General features: G+C 71.0%; 23 protein-coding genes. 14 read left to right on the top strand and 9 right to left on the bottom strand.

Annotated elements, in window-relative coordinates; genetic code table 11:
- Positions 1 to 75 precede the first annotated feature (75 nt).
- Positions 76 to 762: an alpha/beta fold hydrolase gene (locus tag AB0F52_RS43940; RefSeq protein ID WP_360184066.1), complete on the bottom strand. Its 687-nt coding sequence runs from the start codon at positions 760 to 762 to the stop codon at positions 76 to 78.
- Between the two features lie 26 nt (positions 763 to 788).
- Positions 789 to 1,949: a YbfB/YjiJ family MFS transporter gene (locus tag AB0F52_RS43935; protein WP_360184064.1), complete on the bottom strand. Its 1,161-nt coding sequence runs from the start codon at positions 1,947 to 1,949 to the stop codon at positions 789 to 791.
- A 76-nt stretch (positions 1,950 to 2,025) separates the two neighbouring features.
- On the opposite strand from AB0F52_RS43935, the gene AB0F52_RS43930 reads away from it, so the two are divergent.
- Positions 2,026 to 2,622 (top strand): TetR/AcrR family transcriptional regulator, encoded by a 597-nt coding sequence (locus tag AB0F52_RS43930; RefSeq protein WP_360184062.1) that lies wholly within the window; start codon positions 2,026 to 2,028, stop codon positions 2,620 to 2,622.
- Positions 2,623 to 2,710: 88 nt separating this feature from the next.
- On the opposite strand, the gene AB0F52_RS43925 is transcribed toward AB0F52_RS43930, so the two are convergent.
- Positions 2,711 to 3,427, bottom strand: coding sequence for a hypothetical protein (locus AB0F52_RS43925; RefSeq protein ID WP_360184060.1), 717 nt, complete (start codon positions 3,425 to 3,427; stop codon positions 2,711 to 2,713).
- Positions 3,428 to 3,556: 129 nt separating this feature from the next.
- Positions 3,557 to 5,452, bottom strand: a complete 1,896-nt coding sequence (locus AB0F52_RS43920; protein WP_360184058.1) for a glycosyltransferase family 39 protein — start codon at positions 5,450 to 5,452, stop codon at positions 3,557 to 3,559.
- A gap of 167 nt (positions 5,453 to 5,619) precedes the next feature.
- Here AB0F52_RS43920 and AB0F52_RS43915 point away from each other — a divergent pair, with 167 nt between their 5' ends.
- Positions 5,620 to 6,390: a polysaccharide deacetylase family protein gene (locus AB0F52_RS43915; RefSeq protein ID WP_360184056.1), complete on the top strand. Its 771-nt coding sequence runs from the start codon at positions 5,620 to 5,622 to the stop codon at positions 6,388 to 6,390.
- A gap of 4 nt (positions 6,391 to 6,394) precedes the next feature.
- Complete coding sequence (locus tag AB0F52_RS43910; protein ID WP_360184054.1) at positions 6,395 to 7,588, top strand: beta-propeller fold lactonase family protein; 1,194 nt, start codon at positions 6,395 to 6,397, stop codon at positions 7,586 to 7,588.
- 76 nt (positions 7,589 to 7,664) lie between these two features.
- On the opposite strand, the gene AB0F52_RS43905 is transcribed toward AB0F52_RS43910, so the two are convergent.
- Positions 7,665 to 8,090 carry a MarR family transcriptional regulator gene (locus AB0F52_RS43905; protein WP_360184052.1) on the bottom strand — a complete coding sequence of 142 codons (426 nt, stop codon included), beginning with the start codon at positions 8,088 to 8,090 and terminating at the stop codon, positions 7,665 to 7,667.
- Positions 8,091 to 8,164: 74 nt separating this feature from the next.
- Here AB0F52_RS43905 and AB0F52_RS43900 point away from each other — a divergent pair, with 74 nt between their 5' ends.
- Positions 8,165 to 8,680, top strand: a complete 516-nt coding sequence (locus AB0F52_RS43900) for a hypothetical protein (RefSeq protein WP_360184050.1) — start codon at positions 8,165 to 8,167, stop codon at positions 8,678 to 8,680.
- Positions 8,681 to 8,691: 11 nt separating this feature from the next.
- Here AB0F52_RS43900 and AB0F52_RS43895 read toward each other — a convergent pair whose 3' ends face one another.
- Positions 8,692 to 9,162 (bottom strand): cupin domain-containing protein, encoded by a 471-nt coding sequence (locus AB0F52_RS43895; RefSeq protein ID WP_360184048.1) that lies wholly within the window; start codon positions 9,160 to 9,162, stop codon positions 8,692 to 8,694.
- A 163-nt stretch (positions 9,163 to 9,325) separates the two neighbouring features.
- Here AB0F52_RS43895 and AB0F52_RS43890 point away from each other — a divergent pair, with 163 nt between their 5' ends.
- Entirely contained in the window at positions 9,326 to 9,925 is a 600-nt protein-coding gene (locus AB0F52_RS43890) for a helix-turn-helix domain-containing protein (RefSeq protein ID WP_360184046.1), read from the top strand.
- Between the two features lie 145 nt (positions 9,926 to 10,070).
- On the opposite strand, the gene AB0F52_RS43885 is transcribed toward AB0F52_RS43890, so the two are convergent.
- The gene (locus tag AB0F52_RS43885; RefSeq protein WP_360184044.1) at positions 10,071 to 10,556 is read right to left on the bottom strand and encodes a MarR family transcriptional regulator; all 486 of its coding nucleotides are present in this window, start codon (positions 10,554 to 10,556) and stop codon (positions 10,071 to 10,073) included.
- Positions 10,557 to 10,635: 79 nt separating this feature from the next.
- Between AB0F52_RS43885 and AB0F52_RS43880 the strand changes: the two genes are divergently transcribed.
- The 6 genes from AB0F52_RS43880 (at position 10,636) to AB0F52_RS43855 (ending at position 16,279) form a co-directional block, all read left to right on the top strand.
- Complete coding sequence (locus AB0F52_RS43880) at positions 10,636 to 11,484, top strand: MBL fold metallo-hydrolase (protein ID WP_360184042.1); 849 nt, start codon at positions 10,636 to 10,638, stop codon at positions 11,482 to 11,484.
- Between the two features lie 2 nt (positions 11,485 to 11,486).
- Positions 11,487 to 11,909: a nuclear transport factor 2 family protein gene (locus AB0F52_RS43875; RefSeq protein WP_360184040.1), complete on the top strand. Its 423-nt coding sequence runs from the start codon at positions 11,487 to 11,489 to the stop codon at positions 11,907 to 11,909.
- A gap of 197 nt (positions 11,910 to 12,106) precedes the next feature.
- Positions 12,107 to 13,255 (top strand): ABC transporter substrate-binding protein, encoded by a 1,149-nt coding sequence (locus AB0F52_RS43870; RefSeq protein ID WP_360184038.1) that lies wholly within the window; start codon positions 12,107 to 12,109, stop codon positions 13,253 to 13,255.
- A 94-nt stretch (positions 13,256 to 13,349) separates the two neighbouring features.
- On the top strand, positions 13,350 to 14,579 hold the full coding sequence (locus AB0F52_RS43865; protein WP_360184036.1) for a sensor histidine kinase: 1,230 nt from the start codon (positions 13,350 to 13,352) through the stop codon (positions 14,577 to 14,579).
- Positions 14,576 to 15,223: a response regulator transcription factor gene (locus AB0F52_RS43860; protein WP_360184034.1), complete on the top strand. Its 648-nt coding sequence runs from the start codon at positions 14,576 to 14,578 to the stop codon at positions 15,221 to 15,223. Before AB0F52_RS43865 ends, AB0F52_RS43860 begins: the two co-directional genes overlap by 4 nt.
- 153 nt (positions 15,224 to 15,376) lie before the next feature.
- The gene (locus AB0F52_RS43855) at positions 15,377 to 16,279 is read left to right on the top strand and encodes an endo-beta-N-acetylglucosaminidase H (RefSeq protein WP_360184032.1); all 903 of its coding nucleotides are present in this window, start codon (positions 15,377 to 15,379) and stop codon (positions 16,277 to 16,279) included.
- A 59-nt stretch (positions 16,280 to 16,338) separates the two neighbouring features.
- On the opposite strand, the gene AB0F52_RS43850 is transcribed toward AB0F52_RS43855, so the two are convergent.
- On the bottom strand, positions 16,339 to 16,878 hold the full coding sequence (locus tag AB0F52_RS43850; protein ID WP_360184030.1) for a MarR family transcriptional regulator: 540 nt from the start codon (positions 16,876 to 16,878) through the stop codon (positions 16,339 to 16,341).
- A 98-nt stretch (positions 16,879 to 16,976) separates the two neighbouring features.
- Here AB0F52_RS43850 and AB0F52_RS43845 point away from each other — a divergent pair, with 98 nt between their 5' ends.
- Genes AB0F52_RS43845 through AB0F52_RS43835 form a run of 3 tightly spaced genes read left to right on the top strand, consistent with a single transcriptional unit; the run spans position 16,977 to position 18,999 of the window.
- Complete coding sequence (locus AB0F52_RS43845) at positions 16,977 to 17,540, top strand: NAD(P)H-dependent oxidoreductase (protein ID WP_360184028.1); 564 nt, start codon at positions 16,977 to 16,979, stop codon at positions 17,538 to 17,540.
- 6 nt (positions 17,541 to 17,546) lie between these two features.
- Positions 17,547 to 18,536, top strand: coding sequence for an amidohydrolase family protein (locus AB0F52_RS43840; RefSeq protein WP_360184025.1), 990 nt, complete (start codon positions 17,547 to 17,549; stop codon positions 18,534 to 18,536).
- A gap of 40 nt (positions 18,537 to 18,576) precedes the next feature.
- Positions 18,577 to 18,999 carry a hypothetical protein gene (locus AB0F52_RS43835; protein ID WP_360184023.1) on the top strand — a complete coding sequence of 141 codons (423 nt, stop codon included), beginning with the start codon at positions 18,577 to 18,579 and terminating at the stop codon, positions 18,997 to 18,999.
- Here AB0F52_RS43835 and AB0F52_RS43830 read toward each other — a convergent pair.
- Positions 18,938 to 19,816, bottom strand: a complete 879-nt coding sequence (locus AB0F52_RS43830) for an alpha/beta hydrolase (RefSeq protein ID WP_360184021.1) — start codon at positions 19,814 to 19,816, stop codon at positions 18,938 to 18,940. The genes AB0F52_RS43835 and AB0F52_RS43830 overlap by 62 nt on opposite strands.
- Positions 19,817 to 19,891: the final 75 nt, after the last annotated feature.

Genomic DNA, 19,891 nt, shown 5'->3' with positions numbered 1-19,891 from the left:
ATCACGACACGTCGCATCTTCGTCAGCGGCCGGCTACCGGCTATGGCCCGGGTTCGGACGACCGGTCGCCGATGTTCACGTCCCGTCCACAGTCGACGGCCGGGCGGCATCGAGCAGGATCTTCAGCAGCTCGCCGGGCGCGTCCCGCATGAGGTTGTGTCCGCTGTCGAGTGCGTGTGTGGTCCATCCGGGGTCCGCACGAAGGCGCTGGTAGACGGGCGTGAAGGGTGACTGGCCGTCCCAGCCGGCGGCATAGACGTAGTCCCGGCGGAAACCGGTGCTGTCGCCGGACAGGCGGAGGGGTTGGAGCAGTGAGGCGAGCGGGTGCGGGGTGGCTCGCGGGTCGAAGAACGGCAGGGGTCGTGTGGCGTAGCCGTTGTCCACGACGTCGAGGTACCAGCGGCGTTCCTGGTCGGAGACCAGCGCCCAGCAGGAGTCTCCGTGCGCGGGCACGACGGCGTCGAGGTAGACCAAGCGGTCCACGCGCCCGGGCATGCGGTCCGCCGCCCCGGTGATCACCATTCCGCCGTAGCTGTGGCCGACCAGCACGGCGTCGTGGACGTTCTCGGCCGCCAGCAGCGCGGTCACGTCCTCGATGTGCGTGTCGAGGTTGACCCCGCCGTGCAGGAGGTGGCTGCGTTCGCCGAGCCCCGTCAGCGTCAGTGGATGGACGCGGTGGCCGTGCCCGCGGAGTTGCTCGGTCAGTTCGGCGAAAGACCAGCCGCCGTGACACATGCCGGGGACGAGGACGAAGGTGGCCATGATCGTGCTCCGTGTGGTTGTCGGGTTCAGCGGATTTCGGCGGCGGGTTCCAGCGGTGGAGCGGCTCGTGGCGTGGGCCGGACCGCCGCCAGTGCTGCCGCGGCGGCACACAGGACGGCGGTCCAGGCCAGGGGCGCGGCGGTCGAGGTGTGGTCGGCGAGGACGCCGGCCAGCCACGGGCCCACGGTCTGTCCGGTGGCGAAGAGCGTGGTGAACGCGGCCAGCGTGGCGGTCCAGTCCGCGAGCGGAACAGCGGTCCGGATGTGGGCGGTGACGGCGGCGGGGACCGCCATGAAGGTCACCCCGTAGGCGACCGCGGAGGCGATCACGACCGCGGGTGAGGGTGACAGCAGCGCCAAAGCCGCGCCGCCGGCCAGCACGCCGAGCACCACAGCCAGGGCGCGGGTGCCGGGCCAGCGGGCGATCGGGCGGCTCCACAGGACCGGGGCGACCACCACCGCGGCACCCAGCGCCGTCCACGTGAGCACCACCTGCATGACCGGCGCGTGCCGTCCAGCCAGGTAGACGGACAGGAAAGTGATGTAGGTGATGTACCCGGCGGCGAAGAGGAAGTACGCCACGGCGACCCGGCACAGCGGACGCACGCGTGCTCGGCCGGCCTCACCGGCCGGCAACTCCTCGCCGGTTCCCGCCGCCGTCCAGCTGATCAGGGTGGCCAGCCCCGCCGCGGCACCCAGACCGGCCCACGCCGCCTGCCAGTGATCACCCAGACCGGGGATGGTCGCACCGCTGAGGATGATCCCCAGGCCCGTGCCCGCGAAGTACACCGTGATCGGTGCGCTGGACCCGGCACTCGCGGCGATCCGGGCCGCGATCACCCCACCCGCGACGAACACCAGCGCCCCGCTCGCCCCGGCCACGGTGCGGACCGCCAGCAGCACGACGAAATCGTCACCCGCCGCCGTACCCGCCAACGCCAACGCGGTGATGACCATGCCCCAGCGGAAGACCGCGGCGGTGCCCCAACGGCGCACCAGAACCACCGCCGCCACCGCGCCGACCAGGTAACCCGACCCGTTCGCGGCGCTGATCACCCCCGCGTCGGCCAACGTCCAGCCCAGGCCGTCCCGCATGGCCGGCACGAGCAGCCCGTACGCGAACCGCGCGAGCCCCAGTGCGGACGCGGTCCCGAGCGCCAGCCGCGCGGCCCGCCCCGTGGCTGTCATGCGCACCCCCAGATCGAACCGATCAGTTCTATCCGGACGCTAGCACAATGATCGAACCGATCGGTACGATCGAGTCATGCCCGTTGCCAAAGGCGCGACCATCGACCCGGAACGCACCCGCGCAACGATCCTGCACGCGGCCACCCAGGTGCTGTACGAACGCGGGCTCGACGGCATCGGCGTGGCCGGGCTGTGCGCGCGCCTCGGCGTGTCCAAGGAGACGCTCTACCGGCACTTCGGCAGCAAGGACGGACTGGTCCAGGCGATGCTCGAAGCACGAAGCGACCGGGTCGTCCGCTGGCTGACCGACGCCGTCGAGGCTGCCGGAGACGACCCCGCCGACCAGCTCACCGCCCTGTTCGACACGCTTCAGGGGTGGTACGCCGAGCCGGCCTTCCGCGGCTGCGCACTCCTCAACGCCGCGACCCAGCACCACACCGGCACCGTCCGGACCATCACCACCCGCCACCTCGGCCGCTACCTCGAACTGCTCACCGGAATCGCCGACCGCGCCGGAGCCGCCGACCCCGGCCAGCTCGGACAGCTCGGACAGCAACTACTCATCCTCGTCGAGGGCGCCACCGTCGTGGCCGACCACCACAACCCCACCCGCGCGGGCGAACACGCACTCCAGGCCGCGCTCACCCTGCTCGCCACCGCCCGCCGAACCTGACCTGCCACCACAGGGCAGACGGTGACCTCGGCTGAACACGACGCCGCCGAGGCGCGTCGGCTGGTCAACGGTCGTCCTCGAGCAGGCGCTACTTCAGCACGCTGACCGCGCGGGCGATGACCAGCAGCGACGTCAGCAGCGCCGCGACGCTCTGCACCGCCATCAGCACCTTCGCCCGCGAAGACAGCGGCATGGTGTCGGTGGGACTGAACGCCGTCGAATTCGTCACCGATACGTACAGGTAGTCCACCAGGGTCGGCACCCAGTCGGACTTGACGCTGGAACCCTCGGCGACCTCAACGACGGTGTCGGCGTTCTCGTCCTGGGAAAACCGGAAGTCGGCCAGTGGCAGGTCGGCGCGGCCGGCCTGGGTGCGCTTGACCGGGCCGCCGCGGTCCAGCTCCCAATAGGCCAGGCCGAACGCGATCACGTTCGTCAGCCACACCTGCAGCGCACCCAGCAGCAGGTCCTGGCCGCTGTCGGCCGCGCCGGCGATCAGGTCGTGGATCAGCAGCCCGAGCGCCCCCAGGTTGGTGACGCCGATGACCGCGACGAGCGTCAGGGACACCACCCGGGAAAACCGCGTCTGCCGGGTGACGCGCCGCGGGTTGATCGCGATCAGCGGCACCAGCAGCACCATCTCCAGCGCGGGCACCACGAACCGGGGCAAGACGAGCAGCTGCTCGGGCAGCGCCAGGTAGAGCGCGATCGCCACGACGGTCGCGACGGCAGCCGGCAGGCGGGCCTCACCGCGGCGCTGGTGCCGGGGATGACGGGTGCGGGCCTCGGACCGATCGGCTGGCATGACTGCGGCGGCTCCTCGGGAACGGCCGCTGACCGGCCCTTTGATCGTCGGGGCCGCGAGCCTAGCGCGTGCCTGACGAACGGTGAGGGCGGTGTTCGGTTCGTGGCGGACAGACGGCGCTCGTCGACGTCACGGCCTGCCGCCGCAGTCGAACAGCACACCGGCGGTGGCCGCGTCCGGGCCGATCCGCGCGGGCGGCACCGGCCGGCAGTGCTTCGCCTCCCACCTGACCCGCCCGGTCAGTTCCCCCGCGTCGCCCGCCGCCGCGGTGGCCCGCCCCGCCCCGGCGCGGCCGATGTCGACGAACACCTGCGGCAGCAGCACGAACCGCACCTTCCCGGCCGCGACCCACTGCGGGAGCTCCGCGGCCGACGGCGCCGGGTCGAAGCCGAGGTAACCGCCGAGCGGCGCGACGCGCGCCTCGGTGTTCAGCAGGAACGGGTCCGCGCCGTAGGTGCCGCCCTCGACGGCCAGGGCGACTTCGGCGGACGAAGCCTGCGCGAACGCGAGCACCTGGCGCTGACCGGGGCTGAGGCGGTACGCGCTCTCGACGAACCGGACGTACCCGGCCGCGGCGCCCGCACCGGTGTTGACGCTGAAGACGGTGTGCAGCGCGGCCGTCGACGGCGGCCCGGCGGCCGGGTCGGCGCTCTCCAGGACGCTCCCCGGCCGCACCGCGGTGTCGGCGACGAAGGCCGCGGGTCCGGCCACGACGGCGGCCAGCCCGATCGCGGCCGCGACGCGGGCAGCCCGCAACAGCGCCGCGACGACGGCGAGCAACGCCAGGACCAGCACGGTGTACCGCAGCCACGGCAGCCAGTCCGGCGTCCGGTCGAGCAAGACGTAGGCGAGCACCGCCGTCCCCGCCACCGCGGCCGGCAGGACGAACCGGGCCCGGCCGCGCGACCAGCTCGAGGCCGCGACCAGCCCCGCGGCGGCGAGTGCCGCGATCGCCGGGGCCAGCTCGGCGGTGTAGTACGCGTGGAAGATACCGCCGGTGACCGAGAAGACCACGGCCCCGACGACCAGCCAGCCACCCCACAGCGCCCAGCCCGCCTTCGTCCGCGGCGTGGCTCCGCGAGCGCGGCACGCGGCGACGACCAGGGACACCAAGGCGAGCGGCAGCAGCCAGGCGATCTGCCCGCCGACCTCCGCGTCGAACAGCCGCAGCGGACCCGCCTCGCCGCCGAGCGCCGCGCCGGCCGTGGCGCTGTAGCCGCCGCCGACGCCGGTCGTGCCGCCGACCAGCCGCGCCACGCCGTTGTAGCCGAAGGCCAGCTGCCACACCGAGCCGTCCGTGGTGCTGCCGACGAACGGCTTGGCGCCGGGCCAGACGGTGACGGCGACCGGCCACGCCAGCGACACGAATAGCGTCACCGCGCCGGCCACGCCGAGCCACGCGAGCCGCCGGCCGCGTGAGCCGGGCGCCGCGACGAAGTACGCCAACGCGAGACCCGGCAGCACGATCCACGCGGCGAGCATCTTCGTGAGGAAGCCCAGCCCGACGAAGACCCCCGCCCACACCAGCCACCGGGCGTTGTCGATCGCCCGGGTGACGCAGTAGGCGGCGAGCAGCAGCAGGAGCACCAAGAGGGTGTCCGGCAGGTTGTCGCGGTTGATCGCCGCGGTGATCGGCGTCAGCGCGAAGAGCGCCGCGGCGAGCAGCGCGGTCCGCGCGCCCGCCCAGCGACGCACCACCCGGTGCAGCACGAGCACCGCGGCGACTCCCTCGACCACCTGGACCAGGGCGATCGCCCACGGGTGGAACCCGAAGACGGCCACGCCGAGCGCTTGCGTCCAGAAGGCGAGCGGCGGTTTGTCGACCGTGACGACTCCCGCCGGGTCGAAGCCCGCGAAGAAGAACGCCGAGACGTCGCGCGACATCGAATGCACGGCCGCCGCGTAGTACGGCTGCAGCGGCCGGCTCCCCGAGGCCCAGCCCCACACCACTGCGGCAACGGCCGCGATCACTCCCACCGCGACCCGCTCAGCCCGCCCGGTCCGCACCTCGGCCGTCACCGCCATGTCTCCCCCTCCGGTTGCCGACAGGAACGCTAGGGCGGCACACCGCCGAAATCCTCAAGCTCCGGATTGAAGTGACCTCCACCCGCGGGTTGAGCGCCGGAGGTCTCTCAGCGTCTTCACAGCGGGTTTGCGCCAAAGTCGGCGGCGTCCGTCGTAGGGGAGGTTTTGTGCACGACCCGCTGACCCGGCGTCGCCTGTTCGGGGTGACTCTGGGCGCCGCCGCGCTGGCAGCATGCTCGGCACCCGGGCAACCCCCGGCTCCGGCCGGTTCCACCCCGCCGCAGGCGGTGCCGCCGCCGTCGAGCACACCACCACCGTCCTCCTCGCCGCACCCGCAGGGACCGGCCACCGAACTCGTCCGCTCCTCGTCGGGACGGCCGCAGGTCGCGCTGACGTTCCACGGCGCGGGCGACCCGCAGGTCGCCCGCCAGGTACTGGACGTCGTGCACCAGCACGGCGCCCGGATCACCGTGCTGGCGGTGGGCACCTGGCTCGCCGAGCACCCGGACGCCGCCCGGATGATCCGCGACGGCGGCCACGAACTGGGCAACCACACCTGGAGCCACCCCGCGCTCTCGGGTTACGCGGCGGAGCCGATGTACGCGGAAATCCAGCGGTGCCGCGACAAACTCGCCGAACTGACCGGCTCTCCGGGGAACTTCTTCCGCCAGTCCCAGGGCCAGCACGCCACCCCCGAGGAACTCGTCGAAGCCGGCAAAGCGGGCTACGCCCGGGTGCTGTCCTACGACATCGACTCCCTGGACTGGAAGGACCCCGGGCCGGCCGCCATCCGCGCCGCGGTCGCGAAAGCCCGCGCCGGCAGCGTGGTGAGCATGCACTTCGGGCACCCGGGCACGGTGGCCGCGCTCCCCGGCATCCTGACCGCACTGGCGGACCGCGGCCTCACCCCGGTCACCGCGTCGGACCTGCTGGCGTAAGCGGATGCGTGTCCGGCTGACCGCCGTGGTCCTCGGTATCGCCCTCGCCGCCGGCTGCTCGTCGGGCACCGGCTCGGACATGTCCGGCATGCCGGGCATGTCCGGCGGCCCGGGCATGTCCGTACCGCACCTGCCCACCCCGCCGGCCCCGGCGCTGAACCCGCTGCCCGGCATGCCCGGCGTCCCGGACCCGCACGACGTCGACGCGGCGGCGGGCACCGGGATGCTCTCGCCCGCGGTCGCCGGCGACAAGCCCCTGGTCTACGTGCCGCACAGCGGCTCCGGCGACGTCTGGGTCATCGACCCGGCGACCTTCCGCGTCGTCGCGAAGTACCCGGCGGGCAAGGAACTGCAGCACGTGGTGCCCTCGTGGGACCTGCGCACGCTCTACGCCACCGACGACCGCGGCGACCACGTGCTGCCGTTCGACCCCAAAACCGGCCTGCCCGGCAAGGCGTTCCCGGTCGTGGACCCGTACAACATGTACTTCAGCCCGGACGGGCGGTACGCGATCTCGGTGGCCGAACGGCTGCGCAAGCTGGTCTGGTACGACCCGCACACCTGGCAGGTCCACGACGAAACCCCGACGCCGGAGTGCGCGGGCATCGACCACGCGGACTTCTCCCCCGACGGGCGCACGGCGGTCTTCACGTGCGAGTTCGCCGGTCGCGTCGCGGTGGTCGACGTGGCTTCCCACCACCTGCTGCGGATGATCGACATGCCGCACCGCAACACGAAAATGGGCCCGCAGGACATCAAGCTCGCCCCGGACGGCTCGGTCTACTACATCGCGGACTCCGACGCGAACGGCCTCTGGGTCCTCGACGGCGCGGCGACGAAAGTGCTCCGCTTCATCCCGACCGGCGGCGGCGCGCACGGGCTTTATTTGTCACGGGACGCGAAGCAGTTGTACGTGACCAACCGCCACGAAGGCAGCGTCAGTGTGCTCGACGCCTACACCGGCGCGCCGGTGACGACCTGGCGCCTCCCGGGCGGCGGGAGCCCGGACATGGGCAACGTGACCTCCGACGGCACCCAGCTCTGGCTGTCCGGCCGCTACGACCGGGTCGTGTACGTGCTGTCCACAAAGGATGGGACGCTGCTGACGAAGATCCCCGTCGGGAACGAGCCGCACGGCCTGTGCGTCTGGCCGCAGCCAGGCCGGTATTCCCTGGGCCACACCGGCATCACCCGGTGAGCCACCGGAACCCCGGAGCCCATCGATCACCCGCGTCCGCCGCGCAGCTCTCGCCGCCGGCACGTCCGGGCGCCGACTACCGCTTCGTGAGCAGCCGGGTCTGTTCGCGTAGGACGTCGACCGTGTTCGCCACCCAGTCCCCGATCACCGCCTGCTCGGCCGGGGAGTAGCGGGCCATCAGCTTCGCCATCGCCGCGTCGAGGCCGGCGAACAGCTTCCCGAACGCTCCGGGCGCCGCCGTGATCACGAGCCGGCGGCGGTCGGCCGGGTCCGGGGCGCGATGGGCGAGCCCGGCGCGCTCGAGCCGGTCGACCACGCCGGTCACCGCGCCCGGGGTCAAGCCGATCGCCTTGGCCAGGTCGCCCGCCGACACCGACCCGGCGCCCGCGATCACGGCGAGGGCGCGCTGGTCGACCGCCGTCACGCCCAGGCTCGCCCCCACCGCTTCGTGGAACGCCACCACAGCGGTGCTCAGCTCCCGTCCGGCGGCCCGACCTTCCATGCCGTCACTTTACCTTGCCAGATATTTCAGTACACTGAACTAAAATGTTCATAAACTGAGACATCGGGGTGGTCATGAGCGAACTGAAACTGGCGCTCGAGGTGCCGAGATGGACCTGGGGTTGCTACACCGGACACCTCGGGCTGGTGCTCGGCTTGTCGTCGGTCGCGTCGATCCAGCGGCTGATCGTCGTCAACTGGACCGCGCAGATCCCCCACGGTCTCGCCCTCGCCTCCGAGGTCGTCGTGCTGGCCGCGCGGATCACCCTGGTCGTCTCCCTCTGGCGGATCGCGATGCGCGGCCAGGCCCTCCGCCTGAGCGCAGGCCACGCATTCGCCCGGAACCACTGGCGCAGCCTGCTGTGGCAAGCCGCGTTCCTCGGCGCCGCCTACCTGGCCTTCGAAATCCTGGCCGAAGACGCCCTGCCGGAACTGCTGCCCGCATCCGCCCGGCAGACCTATCTGGCCATCCTGCTGTTCCTGAAGAACCCCACCGTCATCGCACTGACGTTCCTGTGGTGGATCGGCCTGGTGCGCCAAGCCTTCCGGGCGACGCCGGCACAAGTGGCGGGCACGGCATCAACGCCATGACACCCGCTCGCTCACCGGCTCCACTTCTTGGCCCAGCCCGTGTCAGCGCTCGCCGACCAGAAGTTGTCCATCAACTGCGCCGCGGCACGGGGCTCGAACCCGAGATCCGCCGGCGGCAGTTCGCGGCGCTCCGCAGGAGTGCCCAGCCCCATGATGACCTGCTCGAAGCCAGCCGGCGTGTAGCCGTTGAACACGTGCGCAGCGCTCTGCGTGGTGAAGCTGTGCACCGTTCCACGCGGAATCCACACCGAGTCACCCGCCGTCGCCCGCATCGGCGGCTTGTCCTCGACGCGGAATTCGATGGAGCCTTCGAGGATGTTGAACCATTCGTCGATCGGGTGGACGTGCGGCGGCGGGCCGCCATCCGACGGCATCCACTGCTCCATCACCGAGAACGCTCCCCCGGTCTGCTCGGAATCCGCCAAGACGACCCAGAGGACACCGAACGCCCAGTACGCCGGGGCCGTGTCCCTCCCGGTCATGAACGGCACACCATGAGGCGGTACAGCAGCGACAGTGCTCTTCTCTTCGATCACGATCGTGTCCTTTCGCGACGGAGATCGCATCGTCTCCAGTTGGTACTCAGTACCATAACACACTGAGTTCCGAATGAGCCTGAGAGCCGTCAGACCGTATGATGGTTCGGTGACACCCGAACAGGCGCCCGACTCCCTCATCCAGCGCAAGCAGTTGCGCGCGCGGCAGCGCATCATCGACGCCGCCGACGAGCTCTTCGCGCTGCACGGGTACGACGCGGTGTCGGTGAGCGACATCGCCGCGCGCGCCGAGGTGGGCCGCACGACTTTCTTCCGTTATTTCGGCGACAAGACGGAGGTCGTCTTCGCCAAGGAACAGGCGCTGTTCGACACGATCGCCCTGGCGGGTGCAGACGACACCGTCGGCGCCGCGCGCGACCACCGGGAGGCCATTGAACAGCTGCGCCCGATCGTCCTGCGCCTGTTCGCGCAGGTGACGGAAGACCTCGACGCGTACAAGCACCACACCGACCTGGTCGAAAAGCACCTCGAGCTGCGCGCACGTGAAGCACTCAAGACCCAGCAGCTCGCGTCAAACCTCACCGAGGTGCTGCGAAGCCGCGGCACCGCGCAGACCATCGCCGTGTTCGCCGCGCAGATCGCGCTCGCCTGCTACGAGACAGCCCGACGTCGTGCCCGTACCGCCGCCGACCTCGTCAGCGAGTCGGGCGCCGCGTTCGACGAGGTCCTCACGCTCGGGTCCGGCTGAGCGACGGTGACCGCGACAGCCCCGGCCACCTCCAGGACGGTGCGGTCGATGCGGAGATCGAAGACCTCCCCATCACCGCCGATCCCGCCCGATACGGCCCGGACCGCTGCTCGGCGGCCTCGCGATCGCCGGCACCTGCGGAAAGTCACCGGGTTTCCCGCCCGGGCGTGGCGGTTGCCTCGCCGGGGTCGATGCGGCGCAGCAGGTCCTGGAGCTGCCGGCGCTGGGCCGCGGTCAGCCGGTTGATCATCTCGGCGTCCAGGCGCGGGATGTGGGCTTTGAGCCCGGCGCGCAGAGCCGCCTGGCCCGCGTCGGTCAGCGCGACCCGGAACGCGCGGCCGTCCTGCGGGTCGCGTTCCCGGCGGATCACGCCCTTGTCCTCCAGGCGGGCGACCAGCTTGGTGGTGCCCGCGGAGCTGTAGCCCATCCGGGCGGCGACCATGCTGGCGTGGGTGCGCGGGCCGGGGAAGCGCGCCAGGCGCAGCAGGAACTCGAACTCGGTGCCGTCCAGGCCGGTGGCGGCGCGGATGTCGGCGTGCAGCAACGTGTTGAGGGCCCGGTGCAGGTTGACCACCCGGCCCCACAGCACCACTCCTTCGTCGGCCACCAGCGCGCGCAACTCCTCATCCACGGTGCCGATGGTATCGGACGACCGGAAGGTACCTCGCCAGAGAGCTAGTTTAACTCGCCAGCGAGGTATATATTGAGTCGTGTCCGACCGCCCGGCCGGCCACGAGGAGACGGCGAGCAGCATGACCGACCTGACCTACACGATCATCGACGGCGACTTTCCCGCCGGAGTCAAGAACAAGACCGCGACCCTGGTGACCAGCGAGAACGAGGCGCTGCTGGTCGACGCCGGGTTCACCCGCGCGGACGGGCACCGCCTGGCCGCCGCCGTGCTCGACTCCGGCAGGCAGCTGACCACCGTGGTGATCAGCCACGCGGACCCTGACTTCTACTTCGGCGCCGAACTGATCGCCGACTCGTTCCCCGGCGCGCGGTTCCTGGCCACCCCGGAGGTGGCCGCCGCGATGGCCGGGAAGTACGAGGGCAAGCTCAAGGCCTGGGCGGCGCTGGGTGCGAACCTGCCCACCCGGCTGATCGAGACCGAGCCGCTCACCGGCGACCTGCAGTTCGCCGGCCACACCTTCGAGCTCAAGGGCGCCCCTACGGCGCTGCCCGACCGCGCCTACCTCTACCAGGCCGAGGACCGCGCGATCCTCGGCGGCGTGCTGGTCTTCGCCGACGAGCACGTCTGGATCGCGGACACCCCGCGCGACGAGCAGCTCGACGCCTGGGACGCACTCCTGAGCGAGATGCAGGGCCTCGAGCCCGCGCTCGTGGTGCCCGGCCACCGGCAGCCCTCGGCCGCCGCGGACGCGAGCGCGATCGCCTACACCCGCGAGTACATCGCCGCGTTCCGTCGCATCGTGGCCGAAGCCGCCGACGGTGCCGCCGCCACCGAGGCGCTGCTCAAGGCGTATCCGCGGGCGGGCATGCAGATCGCCGCGCAGCTCGGCCCGAAGGTCGTCAAGGGCGAGATGGCGTGGGGCTGACCATGACCGAGACCGATTTCGCCACGAGCAGCGCACCGGCCGACGTGGTGCGCCGCCAGTACCTCGCCTCGGCCGCCGGCGACCTGGCCGCCTTGCGCGCCACGCTCGCCCCGGACGTGGAATGGACCGAGATGGCCGGCTTTCCGCTGGCCGGCACCTACCGCACGCCTGACGGCGTGACCGCGAACGTCATGCAGCGGCTCGGCGCCGACTGGGACGGCTGGGCCGCGCACGACGACACCTACGTCGTCGACGGCGAGAACGTCGTGGTCCTGGCCCGCTACACCGCGGTCCACAAAACCACCGGCAAGCACCTGAACGCGCGGGTCGCCCACCACTTCACCGTCCGCGGCGGGCTGATCGTGCGCTTCGAGCAGTTCGTCGACACCGCCCTGGTGCGCGACGCCGCGACCCCCGACAGCTGAGGCACCCCGCTTTGCCGAGAAAGTGCAGCAACGACAACAACGATCCGTTCAACCGTTCGGTTGAACGTGGATTCGACCGTTACCGCACCCGATTGCAGCTTCCGAGTGACGCGGCGGGCACCACGGGCACGCCAATGTGGACAGTGCCCGTGGTGCCGGGTGCGCGATCTTCCCCCGTCAGCAGAAAGGTTCCCACCGTGTCGAACTCACTCAGCCGACGACGTGTCCTCACCACCGGAGCCGGCGCCGCGCTCGGCCTCGGGGTGCTCGCGGCCACCTCGGCTCCCGCATCGGCCTCCCCCGCCGGGAGCGCGGGTGAGGAGACCAAGTCCCTCGACGAGCTCTACCAGGACGCCGTCGCCGAGGGCGGCAAGCTGGTCGTCTACGCCGGCGGCGACACCGCGGCCCAGGGCAACGGCGTCAGGGCGGCCTTCAAGAACCGCTTCCCGGCCATCGACTTCGACTACATCGTCGACTACAGCAAGTACCACGACGTCCGCGTCGACAACCAGCTGGCCACCGGCACGCTCGTCCCCGACGTCGTCCAGCTGCAGACCCTGCAGGACTTCGACCGCTGGAAGGCGCTGGGACGCCTCATGCGCTACAAGCCCGCCGGCTTCTCGAAGCTCTACAAAGGCTTCCGGGACCCGCAGGCCGCGTGGGTCGCGGTCGCGGTGATCGCCTTCAGCTACTCCTACAGCACCACGGCACTCGGCTCGAACGGTCCGAAGACCCCGCTCGACCTGGTCGATCCGGCCTGGAAGGGCAAGATCGCCTCCTCCTACCCCCACGACGACGACGCGGTGCTCTTCCTCTACTCCCTGTACGCGCAGACGTACGGATGGGACTGGGTGGCGAAGCTGGCCGCCCAGGACGTGCGGTTCGCCCGCGGCACCAACTCGCCGGGCGAAGCGGTCAGCAGCGGGCTGAAGGCGATCGGTGTCGGCGGCTCCGGCTCGGCGGTCGCGTCCTCGTCGCCGGTGAAGTGGGTCGTCCCCGACGGCCACCCGTTCATGGCCTGGGCACAGCGGGCCGCGATCCTGAACCAGGCGAAGCACCCGGCCGCGGCCAAGCTGTTCCTGAACTTCGCGCTGGCGCTCGACAACCAGAAGTCCTCGTTCAACGGCTGGTCCGTGCGCACCGACGTCACGCCGCCCACGGGGCTGAAGCCGATCTGGGAGTACCCGAACGCGCACCTGGACGGCTTCCCCCGGTTCATGGCGGACCGGGCGGAGCTGGAGCGCCTGCGGCAGACGTTCGCGCTCTACTTCGGCGAGGTCCAGGGCGCTCCCACCCCCGGCTGGCTCGGCCTGCACCCCGGTGCCCGGCCGGCAGCGAGGCCATGATCCGCGGGCGAGAGGAACTTCACCTCGCCGGTCCCGGCGCGGCGGTTAGGATGGTGATCATCCGCCTGGACCATCTGCCGCCGGGAGACCCGTCGTGCTCGGATTCGGCCTCACCGGAGCTCCGCCACGCAACCGGCGGTTCGCGCTGACGAGTGGCGCGCACCTGGCGTTCTTCGTGCTCGTCGGGGTGGCCCTGATCCGGCTCGACACCGCTTACGGGGCGCTGTGCTGGGCGATCGTCACGCTCAGCGGGCTGCTCGCGGTCGTTTACGTCCTGGGGCAGACCTGGCGGGGCGGGCTGAGCACGCTTTGGGGCCTGGCCTGGGTCGCGACGCTGGTGGTCCTCTGGGCCCTGATCATCGTGGTCGCGCCCGTGACGCTGACCGACGCGTACGTCTGGTGCGCCGTCCCCTTGGCGTATGCCGGTCTGCACGTGCTCGATCACCGTGCCGGCCCGATCGCGGTCGCCGCGATCACCGTCGTGCTCGTCGGGAGGCAGGTCGCGGCCGCCGGCCCGTTCGCGCTGGAGGCGGCCGTGGTCCCGGTGGTGGCCGTGTGGACCACCCTGGCGCTCCACCGGGTTCAGCAGCGAAACGCCGCCGAGCGGCAGCGTCTGGTGGACGACCTGCGCAGCACGCGCGACGTGCTGGCCGAAGAGCAGCACCGCGCCGGAATGCTGGAGGAACGCGCCCGGATCGCCCGTGACCTGCACGACTCCCTCGCGCAGGAGCTCTCCGGCAGCGTGCTGATGCTGCAGGCGACCGAACGGAACTGGCCGGACCGGACCGACGCGGCGCGCGCCCGGGTCCGGGAGGTCGTCGACCGGCTCCAGGACGAGCTCGCCGAGACGCGCCGGGTCATCCGCGACCTCGCCCCGTCCGCTCTCGGCGAGTCCGGGTTGGACGGAGCGCTCCGGCTGCTGTGCGCTCGCGCCCACCAGGACGAGACGGCGGCCCAGGTGCGGTTCGAGACGGCCGGCACGGCGGACTGCCCCCTCGACGAACAGACCGCCGCCACCCTGTTCCGCGTGGCCCAGAGCGTGCTGGCGAACGTCCGCGAACACGCGCACGCGGTGAACGTGCGGGTCACGCTCCGCCGGCACCCGGAGCTCGTCGAACTGGAGATCAGCGACGACGGCGCCGGCTTCGACCCGGCCGGGCGCGTTTCCGGGACCGGCCGCGGACTCGGCCTCCCCGCCGCCCGGACCCGGCTCGACCGGCTCGGCGGTGCCCTCGACGTCGACAGCTCCCCGGGCCGCGGTACCCGGGTGACGGCCATGGTGCCCACCCGGGTCGGTCCGGCGATCCCGGCAGGCGTCCGATGACCACGGCGCGGCTGCGCCTGCTGATCGCGGACGACCACGCCGTGGTCAGGGCCGGGCTGCGCGCCTTGCTGGAGGGCGAGGAAGGCTTCGAAGTGGCCGGCGAGGCGAGCAGCGGCGAAGACGCCGTGCGGCTCGCCGCGCAGTTGGTGCCGGACGTCGTCCTGATGGACCTGCGGTTCGCCGGGGTCAACCAAGGTATCGACGGGGTCGAGGCCATCCGCCGGCTGGCCACCGCGGCACCGGGGGTGCCCGTGGTGATGCTGACCAGCTATGCCGGCCGCGCCGACGCCGTCCGCGCCCTGGGGGCGGGCGCCCGGGGCTACGTGCTGAAGGCGGGGCCGCCCGAGGAACTGTTCCGGGCCGTTCGCAGCGCCGCGGCCGGCGGCCTGGGCCTCGCCCCGGAGATCGTGGACGGCCTGGTCGGCCAGGTGGTGAGCCCCGACCCGGACTTGACCGCACGAGAGATCGAGGTCATCCGGTTGCTGGCGAGTGGTCGCAGCAACCGGGCCATCGCCGAAGCCCTGTTCCTCAGCGAAGCCACGGTGAAGACCCACCTCGTGCGCATCTACCGCAAGCTCGGGGCCGACAACCGCGCGGCCGCCGTCTCCGAAGCCGTGCGCCGGGGACTGCTGGAACTCACCTGAGCCTCGCGCCGTCGCTCACCTGCGGTCAGTGCGACGAACCGCGTAGGCCGATCGAGGTACCGAGCCCGTTGGTCGATCACCACTCTTGACAAGCGACCGGAAAAGCACATACATGGACAATGGTTCATACCACTCGGCAGGAGTTGAGCTACCGTGGTCAAGCTTGGCCGGATCACCGCGTTGCTGGCAGGCGCCGCCCTCTTGGCGGGCATGACGACAGGCACGAGTGCGGCCAGTACGTCCGCCGCACCGCGCAAGACCGGGCCGATCACCGTGGCCTACGTCGAGGTGAACAACAACAGCATGCTGAACGTGGGCAAGTACGCGCTCGCCCAAGGCGGCGGCAACGTGTTCGACATCGGCGTCATCTTCGCCGCCAACATCAACTACGACACCGCGACGAAGTCGGCGTACCTGTACTTCAACCCGAACGTGCAGAACGTCCTCGGCAACGTCAGCACCCAGGTCCGCCCGCTGCAGGCCAAGGGCATCAAGGTCATGTTGTCGATCCTCGGCAACCACCAGGGCGCCGGGTTCGCCAACTTCCCGTCCCAGCAGGCGGCCGCCGCCTTCGCCAAACAGCTGTCCGACACCGTGACCAAGTACGGGCTCGACGGCATCGACTTCGACGACGAATACGCCGAGTACGGCAACAACGGCACCGGCCAGCCCAACGCCGGCTCCTTCGTCCACCTCGTCACGGCCCTGCGCGCGGCCATGCCCACCAAGCTGATCTCGCTGTACAACATCGGCCCGGCAGCATCAAGGTTGTCCTACGGCGGCACCGACATCACCTCGAAGTTCAACTACGCCTGGAACCCCTACTACGGCACCTGGGGCGTACCGAACATCGCCCTCCCCAAATCCGGGCTCTCCCCCGCGGCCGTCCAGATCGCGGCGACATCCACCGGCACCGCCGCCGGCCTCGCCCAGCGAACCGTGAACGAAGGCTACGGCGTGTACCTGACTTACAACCTCGGCGCCGCCGACGCACACACCTACATCTCCAGCTTCACCAAACCCTTGTACGGCAAGGACGCCGTGTACACGAACTAGCCACCCCAGCTGTCGAAGCCGGCAGTCCGCGCACCTCTGCTGCTGTCGCACCGCGCGGTTCAGTCACGCACGTCCTTCGCGGAACGACTCCCCCCGTGGCCGCGCGTCGTTTTCCCTTCTGCGCGCTCGACGCGGGCGAGCACCTTGCCGGAGATCCGGTGCAGCGTCCGGAGTTCGGTCGGGGTCAGGGCGTCGACGAACAGGTCCAGCACTTGGCCGACGTGTCCGGGCGCCGCGTCCGCCAGGTAGGCGTGGCCGGCGTCGGTCAGGATCGCCTGCGTGTATCTGCCGTTGTGCGGGTCGGGCTCGCGGCACACGAATCCGCGCTTTTCGAGCCGGCCGACCAGGTGCGACAGCCGCGACAGCTCCGTGTTGGCCAGGACCGCCAGCTCGCTCATCCGCATCCGGCGCCCGGGCTGATCGGACAGGTGTGCCAGCACGTAGTACTCGATGAAGCTGAGCTTCGAGTCCCGCTGGAGCTGTGACTCCAGGGCGGCGGGCAGCCTCTGAGCGAGCTTCATGAACCCGCGCCACGCCGCCAGCTGGTCGCCGCTGAGCCAGCGCGGCCCGGACGCCCCGGGCTCCCGTGAGGCAGACATGCGCGCAGTGTACTGATCCAGCCCTGACTTGAATATTCATGTCAATGCGGCTAGCGTGACACTTGAACATTCAAGTGAGAAGACGGTGAGGAACCTCCATGAACGACCTGAAGCTGGCCATCGTCCTCGGCAGCACCCGTCCCGGCCGCAAGGGCGAAGCGGTGGCGAACTGGGTGCTGGGCAAGGCCAAGGAGCGGCCGAACGCCGACTACGAGCTGATCGACCTGGTCGACTACCCGCTGCCGCACCTGGACGAGGCCGTGCCGGCGAGCAGGGGCGCGTACGCGGGCGAGCACACGAAGGCCTGGTCCGCCAAGATCGGCGAGTTCGACGGGTACATCTTCGTCACCCCGGAGTACAACCACTCCACGTCCGGAGTGCTGAAGAACGCCATCGACTACCTCTACACCGAGTGGAACAACAAGGCCGCCGCCTTCGTGTCGTACGGCGCGCTCGGCGGAACGCGAGCCATCGAGCACCTGCGGGCGATCTCGAGCGAACTGCAACTGGCCCACGTGCGCCAGCAGCTGTCGTTCTCGTTGTTCACCGACTTCGAGAACTTCTCCGCCTTCGAGCCCTCCGCACTGCACGACGGCGCCGCTTCCGTCCTGTTCGACCAGCTCGAGTCGTGGGCCGGCGCGCTCAAGACCGTCCGAAGCTGAGTCTCGATGAAGCTGTACGGACTCGAGGAACACTTCGTCACCGCGGACGTGGTCGAGGCGTGGCGGCGGCGCGACCCCGGTCTCGCCGAGCCGATGATGAAGTGGGCCGTCGCCAGTGACCTCACCCCCGCACTGCTGGACGTCGGCGGCGGACGCATCGCGGCCATGGACGACGCCGGGATCGACACGATGGTGCTGTCCCTCACGACGCCGGGTCTGCAGAACCTCGACGCGGCGGAGGCGGTCGCCCTGCAGGCGCCCACGAACGACCTGATCGCCGCCGCCGCGCGCCGGCACCCCGGGCGTTTCCAGGGATTCGCGGCGCTCGCCACCTCCGCGCCGGCCGCCGCGGCCGACGAACTGCGGCGGGCGGTCACCGAACTCGGGCTCAACGGCACGCTGGTCAACGCCGGCTCGCGGGGCCGCGCTCTGGACGCGCCCGAATTCTGGGACGTCTACGAGGCCGCCGAGGACCTGCGCGCACCCGTCTACCTGCACCCCGGCGTTCCGGTCCCGGTCGTCACGGAGGCCTACTACCGGGGCTTCGGCGAGCCGGTGGACAGCATGCTGGCCACCGGTGCGTTCGGCTGGCACTACGACGCCGGCCTGACCATCCTCCGGATGATCGTCGCCGGCGTCTTCGACCGGTTCCCCGGCCTCCAGGTCATCCTGGGGCACTGGGGCGAGGTCGTGCTGTTCTACCTCGACCGCGTCGCGGCCATGGACAAGCTCGTCGCCCTGCGGCGGCCGATCGCCGAGTACTTCCGCTCGAACATCTTCATCACCCCCGGCGGCATCTCCAGCCACAAGTACCTGCGGTGGAGCCTGGAGACGGTGGGGGCCGAGCGGATCATGTACGCCTCCGACTACCCGTTCAACACCGAGCGCGCCGGATCCGCGCAGCGTTTCCTGGACACGGCGCCGATCGACGAGGCCGGCCGCGAGCGCATCGCGCACCGGAACTGGGAAGAGCTCGTCGCCGGTATCCGGCGCTGATCACGATGGGGGAAGGGATACCGCGGGCCGCTCCTGCCTGGTGTTTGAGGATGGCGCCGTCGACGGCGCCGGGCACTACGAGTTCCGCACCGTGCTGCCCCGCACCGAGACCTTCGGCTTGGCCACGGACAGCCCGCTCGCCACGCTGACCCGGGCGTTGCAGCTGCGGGGCGTGCGCCCGCTGCACATCCACTCGATCGTCTCCGCCGACGGGTGCCTGCCGCCGGCCACTCAGATCTACTTCGACGGCGACCCAGCTCATCTACGACATCAGCCAGGTCTGGCAGCTGACTCCGGTCGGCTGGCTCGAAGCCGACAGCTCCGGCGCGCGGGATCCCCGGCGGATCGCCGCGCACCGCGAGGCCGTCGCGGCGGCGGCAACCCGGATGATCAGGGCGTGATCAGCGGACCAGCAGGTCCCGGATCGCCCCCGCGATCTCGTCCGGTGCTTCCTCGGCCATGAAGTGCCCCGCCCGGGTCAGCCGGTGGTCCAGGTCCGGCGCCCACGCCTTCCACACGCCGGCGGCGTCGTAGCCGAGCTGCGCGCCCCAGTCCTGCTGGACGACCGTCACCGGCATGGCCAGCTGCGACCCGGCATCCAGGTCGGCCTGGTCATGAGTGACGTCGATGCCGGCCGAGGCGCGGTAGTCCGCGACGATCGACGGCACCGCCGCCGCGCTCGCCCGCAGGTACTCGGCACGCACCTCCGCCGGGATCGCGGCCGGGTCGTTGGCCCAGGCGTCGAGGAACGAACCGAAGAACGCGTCCGCGCTGGCCGCGATCATCGTCTCGGGCAAACCCGGCGGCTGCGCCATGAGGAACAGGTGGTAGCCGACCGCCGCCGGGACGCCGTGCAGGACGTTCCACATGTCCAGCGTCGGGACGACGTCGAGGATGCCGAGGTGCGAGATCGTCTCGGGGTGGTCCAAGCCGGCCCGGAAGGCGACCAGGGCACCCCGGTCGTGCCCGACGAGGGCGAAGCGCTCGTGGCCCAGTGCGGCCGCCAGAGCCACCACGTCGGCGGCCATCGTGCGCTTGGCGTACACGTCCTCGCCGGTGGCCGCCGGCTTGTCGCTCGCGCCGTAACCCCGCAGGTCGGGGCAGATCACCGTGTGCTCGCCGGCGAGCCGCTCGGCGACGTGCCGCCACATCAGGTGCGTCTGCGGGAACCCGTGCAGCAGCACCACCGGGCTGCCGCTGCCGCCGACTGCGGCAGCCAACTCGACGCCACCGGCACCGGGCAGGCGGACGTGGTCGAAACCGGGAATCGAGAGTGTCATCGAAGGCCGTCTTCCGGGTCGGGAACTTGACCCGGCCGAGCCTGGGCGACGGCGATCAGCAACGAATCAGTGCGC

It is taken from the genome of Amycolatopsis sp. NPDC024027 (genome assembly GCF_040638975.1).
GTDB lineage: Bacteria > Actinomycetota > Actinomycetes > Mycobacteriales > Pseudonocardiaceae > Amycolatopsis.
This window is presented reverse-complemented; position numbering and strand designations above follow the sequence as displayed.

What these genes read in the sequence shown, in the direction of transcription:
- AB0F52_RS43910 (WP_360184054.1), top strand. Translation starts at nt 6,395, where the DNA reads ATGCGTGTCCGGCTGACCGCCGTGGTCCTCGGTATCGCCCTCGCCGCC.
- AB0F52_RS43920 (WP_360184058.1), bottom strand. Translation starts at nt 5,452, where the DNA reads ATGGCGGTGACGGCCGAGGTGCGGACCGGGCGGGCTGAGCGGGTCGCG.
- AB0F52_RS43850 (WP_360184030.1), bottom strand. Translation starts at nt 16,878, where the DNA reads ATGTCTGCCTCACGGGAGCCCGGGGCGTCCGGGCCGCGCTGGCTCAGC.
- AB0F52_RS43935 (WP_360184064.1), bottom strand. Translation starts at nt 1,949, where the DNA reads ATGACAGCCACGGGGCGGGCCGCGCGGCTGGCGCTCGGGACCGCGTCC.
- AB0F52_RS43940 (WP_360184066.1), bottom strand. Translation starts at nt 762, where the DNA reads ATGGCCACCTTCGTCCTCGTCCCCGGCATGTGTCACGGCGGCTGGTCT.
- AB0F52_RS43925 (WP_360184060.1), bottom strand. Translation starts at nt 3,427, where the DNA reads ATGCCAGCCGATCGGTCCGAGGCCCGCACCCGTCATCCCCGGCACCAG.
- AB0F52_RS43845 (WP_360184028.1), top strand. Translation starts at nt 16,977, where the DNA reads ATGAACGACCTGAAGCTGGCCATCGTCCTCGGCAGCACCCGTCCCGGC.
- AB0F52_RS43830 (WP_360184021.1), bottom strand. Translation starts at nt 19,816, where the DNA reads ATGACACTCTCGATTCCCGGTTTCGACCACGTCCGCCTGCCCGGTGCC.
- AB0F52_RS43860 (WP_360184034.1), top strand. Translation starts at nt 14,576, where the DNA reads ATGACCACGGCGCGGCTGCGCCTGCTGATCGCGGACGACCACGCCGTG.
- AB0F52_RS43895 (WP_360184048.1), bottom strand. Translation starts at nt 9,162, where the DNA reads ATGACCGGGAGGGACACGGCCCCGGCGTACTGGGCGTTCGGTGTCCTC.
- AB0F52_RS43905 (WP_360184052.1), bottom strand. Translation starts at nt 8,090, where the DNA reads ATGGAAGGTCGGGCCGCCGGACGGGAGCTGAGCACCGCTGTGGTGGCG.
- AB0F52_RS43930 (WP_360184062.1), top strand. Translation starts at nt 2,026, where the DNA reads ATGCCCGTTGCCAAAGGCGCGACCATCGACCCGGAACGCACCCGCGCA.
- AB0F52_RS43840 (WP_360184025.1), top strand. Translation starts at nt 17,547, where the DNA reads ATGAAGCTGTACGGACTCGAGGAACACTTCGTCACCGCGGACGTGGTC.
- AB0F52_RS43900 (WP_360184050.1), top strand. Translation starts at nt 8,165, where the DNA reads ATGAGCGAACTGAAACTGGCGCTCGAGGTGCCGAGATGGACCTGGGGT.
- AB0F52_RS43875 (WP_360184040.1), top strand. Translation starts at nt 11,487, where the DNA reads ATGACCGAGACCGATTTCGCCACGAGCAGCGCACCGGCCGACGTGGTG.